This is a genomic window from Kineococcus aridisoli (assembly GCF_050871885.1).
GTDB lineage: Bacteria > Actinomycetota > Actinomycetes > Actinomycetales > Kineococcaceae > Kineococcus.
In genome coordinates, this window is record NZ_JBJLSF010000051.1 from 1 (window position 1) to 11,216 (window position 11,216).

An 11,216-nucleotide genomic window follows, 5' to 3' on the forward strand; every position below is an offset into this window, starting at 1 on the left:
CCCCACCCGCAGCCACGCCGGGAGGGAGACAAGCCCCCGCCGCCCCGGCCCCCCCCGGCGCCCGCCCCCCGCGCCACTCCCCGTGGCGCGACGACCCGCGGGCCCTGGTGGAGGTCGTCTCCGGCTTCCTGGCGCCGCTGCCCGAGCAGCGCCTGCCCGGTGGCCGCAACCTGGGCGCCGTGCGCGTCGGCGGCACCGTCCGGCGCCCCGCCGGCGAGCAGACCTCGGCGGTGCACGCGCTGCTGCGGCACCTGGCGGACAGCGGGTTCGCGGGTGCGCCGCGGCCGCTGGGCCTGGACGCCGCCGGCCGCGAGGTCCTGACCCACCTGGAGGGCGAGACCACCGGCGCGCAGCGGCCGTGGCCGTCGTGGGTGTTCGGCGAGGACGCGCTCCGCCAGGTCGGGCGGTGGCTGCGCGGCTTCCACGCCGCCTCCGCCACGTTCGCGCCCCCGCCGGGCGCCCGCTGGTTCGGCGAGCGCGACGAGGTGCGCTCCGGCGAGGTGGTCGGCCACCACGACGCCGCCCCGTACGAGGCGGTGTGGCGGCGCGCGGACGGGGACTCGACCGGGGACGGGGAGCTGGTGGGCTTCGTCGACCGGGACCTGGCCGGTTCCGCCCCGGCGCTGCGGGACCTGGCGTTCACGGCCCTGCAGCGGGTGCCGCTGACCGCCGCGCACGTCGCCGCCGCCGACGGCTGGCCGGCCGGCACGGACCGCCGGCACCGGCTGCGGGTGCTGCTGGAGGCCTACGGCTGGACGGGCACGACGGCGCAGGTCCTGGACGCCGTGCGGGAGCGGGCCCGCGAGCACGCCGACGGCCTGCGCGCGGCGGCGGCGGACGGGTGGGCACCGGCGGTCGCGCTCGTGGCCGAGGGCGTGGCCGAGGGCGTCGCCGACGACGAGCAGGCGGCCGCGCAGCTGCCGCAGCGGTGAGGGCCCCGCCCCCGGCTCAGGGGGCCGCGGTCAGCCAGTGCCCGGCCGCGGCGCCCAGCGGGGTCGCCCGCACGAGGAGCACGACGGCGGCGACGGTGGCGACGGCGGTGATCGGCACCTCCCAGCGGGGCTGGCCGGTGCGGAACAGCGACAGGCTCCAGCGGCGCCGGCGAGCGCGCGGGCGCAGCAGGGCGACCGCGGTCGCCCCGGGCCACGGCACCCCGCCGCGGGTGACGGCGTCCCCGGCGATGTGCACGGCCACGCCCAGGGCGAGCGCCGCGGGCAGCCAGCCGAGGTGGACGTCGGCGCGCCAGGTCAGCCACCAGGCCGCCGCCCAGGACAGCGCGACGTTGCCGACGACGGTGTTCTCCAGGCGCCCGGGGATGAAGGGGGCCAGCGCGTGCAGGGCCGCGCCGGCGGTGAGGGCGAGGACGACGGCGGCCGTCCACGTGCTCTGCGCCGCCGCCCAGGCGAGCAGGGCGATCGCGGCGGGGGCCAGCAGCGGGTCGTGGGTGCCCCAGCGGTGGCCGCCGGCGAGGCGGCCGACGAGCTTGGCCGCGGCCCAGGACAGCCAGCCCCACATCGTGACGACGGTGGAGCCGGTGGGGGCGACCAGGAAGCGGCGGTCGCGCCAGGTCACCCCGCCCTGGTCGAAGTCGGGCAGCAGCGCGGCACCGCCGCAGGCGGCGACCCAGGCCAGGGCGGTCGGCACGTCCGGCGTGCCGAGCAGCGGCAGGCTCGCGGCCCCGGCGGCCAGGCCGGTGGCGGCGTGCGAGCGGCCCATCACGGGCGGGCACCCCGCTCGTCGCGGGCCGGGTGGAGCGGGTGGAGCGCGGGGACGCGGGACGCGGAGCGGGGGTGGTGCACGGGAGAACTCTGCCGTGCACCGCCCCGGGTGATCACCGGACGCGCCGGAGGGGCGCCTACCGCGGTGGGGCGACCGGCTGCTCCTGCTCCTGCCGGACCTGCGGGGGTTCCTGGGCCACCGCCTCCACGATCGCCCGGGCGATGTCCTGCGGCGCCAGGCCGTGCGCGTCGAGGAGGGCGTCGCGCGCGCCGACGTCGAGGAACTCCTGGGGCAGCGCGAACCCGAGCAGCGGGGTGGCCACGCGCTGCTCGCGCAGCGCGGCGGCCAGCGCCCAGCCCAGCCCGCCGACCTCCGCGGCGTCCTCGACGACGGCGACGTGGCGGTGGGTGCGGGCCAGCTCGACGAGGGCGGGGTCGACGGGCACGACCCAGCGCGGGTCGACGACCGTGACGCCGAAGCCGTGGGCGCGCAGCCGGGCAGCGACCTCCAGCGCGCGCGGCACCATCGCGCCGACCGCGACGAGCAGGACGTCGTCGCCGGTGCGCCAGGCGGGGCCCTCGAGCACGTCGGCGTGGCCGGTGCGGGCGGTGGCGGGGATCGCCGCGGGCACCTTCCCCTTGCTGAAGCGCAGCACGGTGGGCGCGTCCCCGACGGCCACGGCCTCGCGCAGCTCCTCGCGCAGCGTCTCGGCGTCGCGGGGGGCGGCCAGCCGCAGCCCCGGCACCAGCCGGCACATGCCGACGTCCCACACCCCGTGGTGGCTGGGGCCGTCCGGGCCGGTGACGCCGGCGCGGTCCAGGACGAAGGTGACCCCCGCCCGGTGCAGGGCGACGTCGAGCAGCAGCTGGTCGAAGGCGCGGTTGAGGAAGGTGGAGTAGACCGCGACGACGGGGTGCAGCCCGCCGGCGGCCATCCCCGCTGCGGAGGTGGCGGCGTGCTGCTCGGCGATGCCGACGTCGAAGACGCGCTCGGGGTGCGCGCGGGCGAACGGCTCCAGCCCGACGGGGATCCGCATGGCCGCGGTGATGCCGACGACGTCGGGGCGGTCCTCGGCGATCGCGAGGACCTCCTCGGAGAAGACGCTCGTCCACGAGGAGCCGGAGCTGGCCTGCGCCTCACCCGTCTCGGGGTCGATGACCCCGACGGCGTGGAAGTGGTCGGCGTCGTCGGCGCGCGCCGGCTGGTACCCGCGGCCCTTCTGGGTGATGGCGTGCACGATGACCGGTCCGCCGTAGGAGCGGGCGCGGCGCAGCGCGTGCTCGACGGCCTCGGTGTCGTGGCCGTCGACGGGCCCGACGTACTTCAGGCCCAGGTCCTCGAAGAGCCCCTGCGGGGCGACGATGTCCTTGAGGCCCTTCTTCACCCCGTGCAGGGTGTCGTAGGCGAGGCGGCCGGGGGCGCCTCCGCGCCGCAGCGAGGCCCGGCCCCAGTCCAGCACCTTCTCGTACTCGCGGGTGGTGCGCAGCGTCGCCAGGTGGGCGGCCATGCCGCCGGTGGTGGGGGCGTAGGAGCGCTCGTTGTCGTTGACGACGACGATCACCGGTCGCTGCGCGTCGGCGATGTTGTTCAGCGCCTCCCAGGCCATGCCGCCGGTGAGGGCGCCGTCGCCGATGACGGCGACGACGTGGCGGCCGCCCTCACCGCCCAGCTCCCCGCGCAGCTCGAAGGCCTTGGCCAGCCCGTCGGCCCACGACAGCGACGTCGAGGCGTGCGAGTTCTCCACCAGGTCGTGCTCGCTCTCGGCGCGCGAGGGGTAGCCGGCCAGCCCGCCGGCCTCGCGCAGCCTGCTGAAGTCCTGCCGGCCGGTGAGCAGCTTGTGCACGTAGCTCTGGTGGCCGGTGTCGAAGACGAACCGGTCGCGGGGGGAGTCGAAGACCCGGTGCAGGCCGATCGTCAGCTCCACGACGCCGAGGTTGGGACCCAGGTGGCCACCGGTGCGGCTGACGGCGGCGACGAGGAAGTCGCGCACCTCGGCCGCCAGCGCGGGCAACTGCTCGGCGGGGAGGGCCTTGAGGTCCCCGGGCCCCTTGATCGTCTCGAGCAGCCCCATGCGGGGTGGCCTCCTGTGTCGGACGGGGGTCGAGCGGTTGACCCGGCGAGTGTAGGAGCCCCGGCGAACGGCAGCGCCGCGAACCCGCCCGCCCGGGCGAAGCGTTCACAGGGCCCTCCCACCACCGGACCACCCCCGCGCTCACAGCCGCGGCACGAACCGCCGGCCCGTCATCGCCTGGCGCAGCAGGTCCACCGAGCGCGCGAGGCGGCGCAGCCGCAGCTGCTCGGCGTCCAGGACGGCGAAGACCTGCGGCGCGGTCTCGGGCGGCAGGTGGGCCGACAGGTCGCGGCGGGCGGTGCCGGTGGCCCGCCGCACGGCCTCCTGCTGGGCGTCGACGTGGTGGGCCACCAGCCACACCAGCAGCAGCGGGTGGTGGCGCACCGGCGGGTAGCCGCGGTACTCCGGCGGGGCCTGGTCCAGCAGCCACGCGACGGCGCGCGGCTGCCAGTCCTCGGCGCCGGGCGGGGGCACCTGCTGCGGCCAGCCGGGCGGACCGTGCCGCGCGCGGCGCTCGGGGTCGAACACGCGTTCGATGCTAGGGGGCGGGGCGGCGCCGCGCCCGGGCGCTCACCCGGGCGCTCACTCCGGTTCGACGGGCACGTGCGGGGGCAGCCGCCGCGGACCCGCCTCGGCGGGACGGGGGCGGTCCTGGCGGTGCAGGCGCACGGCCACCACGGCCACGTCGTCCTCCGGCCGCGGCGGCAGCATGCGCTCCAGCAGCCGGTCGACGAGGGTGTCGAGGTCGGTGTCCTCGGCGGCCAGCTGCTCCAGGACGTCCTGCAGCCGCTGCAGCCCCTCCTGCAGCGACTGGTCGCGGCGCTCGACGAGGCCGTCGGTGTAGAGGATCACGGTGGACCCGCGCTCCAGCAGCACCTCGGCGTCCACGCGCTCGGTCTCGGGCAGCACCCCCAGCAGCAGGTCCGCCTGCGCGCCGGTCAGCGCGAGCACCGACCCGCCGGGGCTGACGACGACCGCGGGCGGGTGGCCCGCGTTGGACCAGCGCAGCCGGGTCACCCCGCGCTCGCGCTCGGCGGGGGTCTGCTCCATGCGGGCGGCGATGGCGGTGGCCGTGGTGGTGATCTGCAGGTTCGCCATCGCCCGGTCGGCGGCGGTGAGCACCTGCGCCGGGGAGTCGTCGCCGATGGCGCCCAGCGCGCGCACGACGGTGCGCACCTGGCTCATCGCGGCGGCCGCCTGGGTGTCGTGGCCGATGACGTCACCGATGACGAGCATCGTGGAGCCGTCGGGCTGCATGAACGCGTCGTACCAGTCGCCGCCGACCTGCGCGGCCTCGGCGGCCGGCGCGTAGCGCACCACGATCTGGCCGTGGTCGGGTTCGGGGGGCTCGGAGAGCAGGGCGCGCTGCAGCCCCTCGGCGAGGTCGCGCTGCTGGCGGTAGAGCCGCGCGGAGTCCAGCGCCAGCCCGGCGCGGGCGGCGACCTCGGCGGCGGTGGAGAGCCCGTCGGTGCCCAGCGGGGCGCGGCCGGGCCCGCAGAAGACGGTCATCAGCCCGACGGTGCGCCCGCGCCCGCGCAGCGGGAAGACCGCCGCGGACGTCGGCGCCAGCCGCGCCAGCGTCCCGCGGACCTGCCCGTCGGGGTCGAGCACGGCGGTGATGGCCCGGGTGGCGTCGGGGATGGGCACGGGGTTGTTCTGGCGCAGCGCCCGCCACAGGAAGGCCGCGTCGGTCAGCTCGGCCAGGCGGTGGGTGGCGTAGTGCTCCACCAGCGGGCGCAGCGACTCCTCGCGGTGCCACCAGCCCGCGTCGTGCAGGCCGCGGCGCAGGTCCACGTCGCGGCTGGCGCGGGCGCTGGCCGGGCTGGAGGCCATCGCGTCGTCGTCGACGAGGGTGATCACGCACCAGTCGCCCAGCGCGGGCACGACCAGCTGCGCCAGCCGCGCCACGGCGCGGTCGGCGTCCAGCGTCCCGGTCAGCTCGGCGGTCACCGCGGCCAGCAGGTGGGCGCGGGCGGCGGCGTCCTCGGCGGCCTGCTGCGCCTGCCGGCGCGCGGTGATGTCGAGGAAGTACAGCGCCAGGCCGTCCCCCTCGGCGACGGCGCGCACCTCCACCCAGATGTCCAGCGGCGCGGGGTAGTGCGCCTCGAAGACCTCCGGCTCCCCGGAGGCCGCCGCCCGGCGGTAGTGCCGCTCGAAGACCGAGCCCACCGTGGCGGGGAAGGCCTCCCAGAAGTCCCGCCCGAGCAGGTCCGCGCGCGAGGTGCCGGCGATGCGCTCGCCCTCCAGGTTGACGTAGGCCACCCGCCACTCGGCGTCCAGCACCAGGTAGCCCACGGCCATCGACTCCAGCGCCGAGGCCACGCGCCGGGTCACCTCCCGCTGGGCGGTGACGTCGTGCACCGCGCCCACCAGCCGCGCGGGGGCGCCCCCCGTCCCGGGCACGACGCGCCCGCGCCCCTGCAGCCAGCGGGTGCGCCCGGGCAGCAGCACCCGGTAGGCGGAGCTGAAGACCCCCGTGCGGGTGGCCGCCTCCAGGTCGGTGCGCACGCGCTCCTGGTCCTCGGGGTGGATGCGGGCCATCGCCTCGCCGAGGTCGTCGCCGAACTCCCCGGGGCGCACGCCGAACAGGACGTGCATCTGCTCGTCCCAGACCAGCCGGCCGCTGGCGAGGTCGAGGTTGAACGTGCCGATCCCGGCCGCCTGGACCGAGACCTCCAGCAGCGCCTCGCTCGTGCGGTAGTCGCTGCTGAGCGCCGCCAGCTCCAGCTCGGCCGCGGCCGCGGCGGCGACCTGCTGGAGCAGGGCCACGTCGTCCTCGCTCCACTCCCGCGGCGCCGGGGAGAAGACGCACACCGCGCCCACGACGTGGCCGGCCTCCGTGGTCAGCGGAGCGCCGAGGTAGGAGGCGACGACGCCGCTGCTCACCGCGGGCAGGTCCGAGACGCGCTCGTCGGCGCGGGTGTCGCCGATGGCCAGCGGCGCGCCGGTGGCGGCGGTGCGGGTGCACAGCCACTGGGCCAGCGGTTCCTGCCCCGAGGGACCGGCCGCGGGTTGCGGGCCCGCGGCGCCCGCCACGGCCTGCACGTCGCCGAGCACCGAGATGCGGCCCGAGCTCGCCCCGAGCAGGCGCGCCGCGAGGGCCGCCATGCGGTCCAGCCCGGGCAGGGGTCCGCCCACCGGCAGCAGCCGCCGCGCCGCGGCCACCCGCGCCCGGTCCGCGGTCAGCACCCCCGCCGCGTCCGCGGCCGGGGGCGGGGGCGGGGGCGGGGACGGCAGGGCAGGGCGAACGGTGGGCTGGTCCGGCACGTGCACTCCCTCGACGCCAGGTGCTCTGGCGTCACGCCAGCTGCAGATCACGGCCATTCTCGCCGATCGCGGGTGCGCGCGCGTCCGTCGGCGGCCGGGCGGCGGCGCGTCCACCCGGTGCTCGCCCCTCGGCCACCTGCCGGGGACGTCCGCTCAACGCGCGGGAAACCTCCGGGCACGAGGGTGGGCCCGCCCCGCCCCCGCACCCCGACCTGGAGAGCCCCCGTGCCCGAGAACCCGTCCCACCCCGTCGGCCGCCGCCACCTGCTCGGCCTCGGCGCGGCCACCGCCACCGCCGCCGCCGCGTCGGCCGTGTCCGCACGGCCCGCGGCCGCGGACGCCGGCGCCGCGGACGCGGTGACCGCCTCCTCGCGCGCGTCGCGGCTGCGCTTCTCCGACGCGGGCACGTTCCGGGTGGTGCAGTTCAACGACACCCAGGACAACCACCGCACCGACGTGCGGACCATCGAGCTGGTGGAGCGCACGCTCGACCAGGAGCGGCCGGACTTCGTGGTCGTCAACGGCGACGTCGTCAACGGGGACATGACGACGGCGCAGCAGGTGCGCCAGGCCTACAACCACGTGGTGCTGCCCATGGAGGAGCGGCGCATCCCGTGGGCCATCACCTTCGGCAACCACGACGAGGACTCCGCCGGCGCCACCGGGATGACCGAGCCGAGGATCCGCGAGTTCCTGGCCGGCTACCGCCACAACGTCGGCAGCACCGCCAGGGGCGTCAGCGGCGACTCCAACCAGGTGCTCACCGTGCGCGGTTCCCGCGGCCGCGGCACCGCGTTCGCGCTGTGGCTGCTGGACTCCGGCCGCTACTCCCCCGAGACCGTCGGCGGCCAGCCCGTCGAGGAGTACACCTACGAGACGATCCACGCCGACCAGGTCGCCTGGTACCGCGAGCAGTCGATCGCGCTGCAGCGCAGGGCCGGTGCTCCGGTGCCCGGCCTGATGTTCTTCCACATCCCGCTGTGGGAGCACCGGCACGCGTGGTTCGGCTCCCCCACCGAGTGGACCGAGGAGTCGCACGCGCGGGCCGTCGTCAAGCACCGCATCGTCGGTGAGCGCAACGAGCGCGAGTACACCGCCCAGTTCAACCCGGGCCTGTTCCTGGCGGCCCTGGAGCGCGGGGACGTCAAGGGCATCTTCTGCGGGCACGACCACGTCAACACCTACGTCGCGGACTACTTCGGCATCCAGCTCGGCTACGGGCCCGGCACCGGTTTCGGCACCTACGGCCTGGAGGGCGACGACGTGCACCGCCTGCGCGGTGCACGGGTGTTCGACCTGGACGAGGACCACCCCGGGGTCCTCAAGGCCACCCGCACCGTGTTCGCCTCCGACTTCGGCATCGACCTGTCCCCGCGACCGCAGCCGCTGACGACCCCCGAGCCGCTCGGCCACCGCTGAGGCGCCCCGGCCGCGCGCCGGGCGGGCGGGGGGCGCCCGCAGCGGGTGCGCCCCCCGCGGGCGCCGGGCAGGCTGGGGGCGTGGGCGGACGCGGAGCGCTGGAGCAGTGGTGGGCGGACCTCGACGAGGCCGCGCGGGCACGGGTGGTCGAGCTGGCCGACTCCGGCGGGCTGCTGCCCCCGCCGCTGGCCCAGCCGCTGCTGGCGCGCGGGGTGGCGCTCGCACCGGCGGCGTGGCGCGAGTCCGTGCAGGACGTCCCGGTGGGCTGGGAGGTCCCCGACGAGCTGGTGGACCTCCTGGAGGAGCTGCGCAACGGGGAGTGAGCGGCCGCCCGCTCGTGGTGCGGGCGGCCGTGCCGCCGCCGGGCGGTCCCGGGGCCTCGCGCGGAGGCGGAGGCCTCGGGCGGAGGCCTCAGGCCGCGGCGACCGTCGTGGCGGCGACGAGCCCGCCCAGGACGACGGTGAGCTTCTCCACGACCTCGGCGTCGTCCTTGGGGTGGGTGTCGGCGAAGCGCACGACCGAGCCGGGGATGGCCAGGGAGACCTCGGTGAGGACCTTGGCGCCGGCGATGCCGAAGGACTTGCGGGCGTCGTCCTGCGCCCACACGCCGCCGTACTGGCCGAAGGCGCTGCCGATCGCGACGAGCGGCTTGCCCGTCAGCGGGCTGGCGCCGTAGGGGCGCGAGGCCCAGTCGACGGCGTTCTTGAGCACGGCCGGCATGGTGCCGTTGTGCTCGGGGGTGACGACGAGCACGGCGTCGGCGGCGGTGATGGCGGCGCGGAAGGCGGCCGCGCCCTGCGGGACGCTGCCCTCGACGTCGACGTCCTCGTTGTAGAAGGGCAGGTCGCCCAGGCCCTCGTAGATCGACAGCTCGACGCCCTCGGGAGCGAGCGCCACGGCGGTCTCGGCGATCTGGCGGTTGATGGAGCCGGAGCGCAGGCTGCCGACCAGCACCAGGACGGTGGTCATGGGAACTCCTCGGGACGGGGGGTGCGGCGGTGCGCCGCACGATGCGGACTGTAGTCCGCTTCTGCTCCCACCTTCAAGCACCCCCGGTCCGCCAGGCCCTACCCTGCCTCGCGTGGGACCTCTGGGAGCACCTCCGCGCGGACGCGGCCTGCCCGTCCTCGGCGCGCCCGCACCCGCGGTGCGCGCCGACGCCTCCCGCAACCGCGAGACGCTGCTGCGCGCGGCCCGGCGACTGCTCGAGGAGGTCGGCGCCGAGGAGCTGAGCATGGACGCCCTCGCCGCGGCGGCGGGGCTGGGCAAGGGCACCGTCTTCCGCCGCTTCGGCTCGCGCGCGGGCGTCTTCGTCGCCCTGCTCGACGAGTCCGAGCGCGAGTTCCAGCAGGCGGTGCTGTCCGGGCCGCCGCCGCTGGGGCCGGGCGCCGACCCCGTCGAGCGGCTGGAGGAGTTCGGGCGCCGGCGGCTGCGCTTCCTCGCCGAGCGCGGCGACCTGCTGCGCGCGGCGGCCGCCGACCTGGACCGCACCGCCGGCGCCCCCGCGGCCTTCACCCGCCTGCACCTGCTGGTGCTGCTGCGGGCCGCGGGCGTGCAGGGCGACCTGGAGGTGCTGGCCTTCGACCTGCTCGCCGTCCTCGAGGCGCCCCTGAACCACGACGTGCGGGGCACCCCGGGGCTCTCGCCGCAGCGGCTGGCCGACGGCTGGGCCGACCTCGTGCACCGCGTCGCCGGCCGCTGAGGCGCGCTCCCCGGCCGCTCCTCGAGCGCTCCCTCAGGCGGTGCGCTGGTAGAGCACGTGGTCCTGCCAGGAGCCGGCGATGCGCAGGTAGCGGCGCGCGACGCCGATGCGCTCGAAGCCGTTGCGCTGCAGCACCGCCTGCGAGGCGGAGTTCGACAGCAGGGTGGCCGCCTGCAGCCGGTGCAGGCCGAGGCCGCCGGGCGCCGGCGCGAAGGCAGCCGCGACGGCCTGCGCGACGGCGGAGGTGGCGACCCCGCGGCCGTTGACGGCCTCGGCGACGAAGTAGCCGACGTCGGCGGACTGGAACGGCCCGCGCACCAGGCTCGACAGCGTGATGCGCCCGACCAGCTCGCCCTCGTGCTCGATGACCCAGGGCACCGCCCGGCCGGCGGCGTGCTCGGCGAGCGCGTGCCGCAGCAGCCGCACCTGCCCGTCGGCGCTGAAGTGCTCCGGGCCCCGCTCGGGCTCGAAGGGCGCGAGGAAGGACCAGTTCCCGCTGAGCAGGCCGGCCAGCGCCGCCGCGTCCTGCTCGGTGACCAGCCGCAGCGCCGTGCCGGAGCGGCGCGGGCTCACGGGGAGGTCACGACAGGACGAACCAGACCGTCTTGCCCGACTCGGCGTGCTCGACGCCCCAGCGGTCGGAGATGATGTCGACGAGGGCCACGCCCCGCCCGCCCTCGGCCTCGGGGGCCGCCGTGCGGCGCACCGGCGGCTTGCGGCTGCCGTCGGAAACCGCCACCTGCAACCCGGCCGACCCGTCGCAGTCCACCCGCACCCGCACCGGGGGCCCGCCGTGGCGGACGGCGTTGGTCACCAGCTCGGAGACCAGCAGCTGGGCCTCGTCGAGGACTCTCGCGTGGTGCAGGGCGCAGTAGGCCTCCGACAGGAAGGCGCGCGCGCGGCGGGCGGAGTGCTCGTGGTCGGGCAGCGTGATCTCCGCCGCCGGGGTCGCCTCGCACACGGGGGACATCCTGCCGTCGCCGGGCCCGGCGTGCGCGGCAGCCCCGCCCGCGACACGCCAGGAGCCTTCCCGGCGGG

At 77.3% G+C, this 11,216-nt stretch carries 11 protein-coding genes; 4 read left to right on the plus strand and 7 right to left on the minus strand.

Annotated elements, in window-relative coordinates:
* Positions 1 to 932 (plus strand): aminoglycoside phosphotransferase/kinase family protein (locus ACRYM2_RS14380; protein ID WP_432523084.1); only part of this gene is annotated, 932 nt, incomplete at its 5' end.
* Between the two features lie 16 nt (positions 933 to 948).
* Here the strand turns inward: ACRYM2_RS14380 and ACRYM2_RS14385 are convergent.
* From ACRYM2_RS14385 to ACRYM2_RS14400, 4 genes are all read right to left on the minus strand, one after another.
* Positions 949 to 1,716, minus strand: coding sequence for a metal-dependent hydrolase (locus tag ACRYM2_RS14385; RefSeq protein ID WP_432523113.1), 768 nt, complete (start codon positions 1,714 to 1,716; stop codon positions 949 to 951).
* A gap of 139 nt (positions 1,717 to 1,855) precedes the next feature.
* The gene (gene dxs / locus ACRYM2_RS14390) at positions 1,856 to 3,790 is read right to left on the minus strand and encodes a 1-deoxy-D-xylulose-5-phosphate synthase (protein ID WP_432523085.1); all 1,935 of its coding nucleotides are present in this window, start codon (positions 3,788 to 3,790) and stop codon (positions 1,856 to 1,858) included.
* 141 nt (positions 3,791 to 3,931) lie between these two features.
* A complete protein-coding gene (locus tag ACRYM2_RS14395; RefSeq protein ID WP_432523086.1) occupies positions 3,932 to 4,318 on the minus strand; it encodes a hypothetical protein in 387 nt (128 codons plus the stop codon).
* A gap of 54 nt (positions 4,319 to 4,372) precedes the next feature.
* Positions 4,373 to 6,979 (minus strand): SpoIIE family protein phosphatase, encoded by a 2,607-nt coding sequence (locus tag ACRYM2_RS14400; RefSeq protein ID WP_432523087.1) that lies wholly within the window; start codon positions 6,977 to 6,979, stop codon positions 4,373 to 4,375.
* Positions 6,980 to 7,282: 303 nt separating this feature from the next.
* Here ACRYM2_RS14400 and ACRYM2_RS14405 point away from each other — a divergent pair, with 303 nt between their 5' ends.
* Together ACRYM2_RS14405 and ACRYM2_RS14410 are read left to right on the plus strand one after the other, a co-directional pair.
* Positions 7,283 to 8,476, plus strand: coding sequence for a metallophosphoesterase family protein (locus tag ACRYM2_RS14405; protein ID WP_432523088.1), 1,194 nt, complete (start codon positions 7,283 to 7,285; stop codon positions 8,474 to 8,476).
* 80 nt (positions 8,477 to 8,556) lie between these two features.
* A complete protein-coding gene (locus tag ACRYM2_RS14410; protein ID WP_432523089.1) occupies positions 8,557 to 8,799 on the plus strand; it encodes a hypothetical protein in 243 nt (80 codons plus the stop codon).
* Between the two features lie 88 nt (positions 8,800 to 8,887).
* Here ACRYM2_RS14410 and ACRYM2_RS14415 read toward each other — a convergent pair whose 3' ends face one another.
* Positions 8,888 to 9,445, minus strand: coding sequence for an NAD(P)H-dependent oxidoreductase (locus tag ACRYM2_RS14415; RefSeq protein WP_432523090.1), 558 nt, complete (start codon positions 9,443 to 9,445; stop codon positions 8,888 to 8,890).
* Positions 9,446 to 9,557: 112 nt separating this feature from the next.
* Between ACRYM2_RS14415 and ACRYM2_RS14420 the strand changes: the two genes are divergently transcribed.
* On the plus strand, positions 9,558 to 10,178 hold the full coding sequence (locus ACRYM2_RS14420; RefSeq protein WP_432523091.1) for a TetR/AcrR family transcriptional regulator: 621 nt from the start codon (positions 9,558 to 9,560) through the stop codon (positions 10,176 to 10,178).
* Positions 10,179 to 10,211: 33 nt separating this feature from the next.
* On the opposite strand, the gene ACRYM2_RS14425 is transcribed toward ACRYM2_RS14420, so the two are convergent.
* A complete protein-coding gene (locus tag ACRYM2_RS14425) occupies positions 10,212 to 10,751 on the minus strand; it encodes a GNAT family N-acetyltransferase (RefSeq protein ID WP_432523092.1) in 540 nt (179 codons plus the stop codon).
* Positions 10,752 to 10,758: 7 nt separating this feature from the next.
* Positions 10,759 to 11,148, minus strand: coding sequence for an ATP-binding protein (locus ACRYM2_RS14430; protein WP_432523093.1), 390 nt, complete (start codon positions 11,146 to 11,148; stop codon positions 10,759 to 10,761).
* Positions 11,149 to 11,216: the final 68 nt, after the last annotated feature.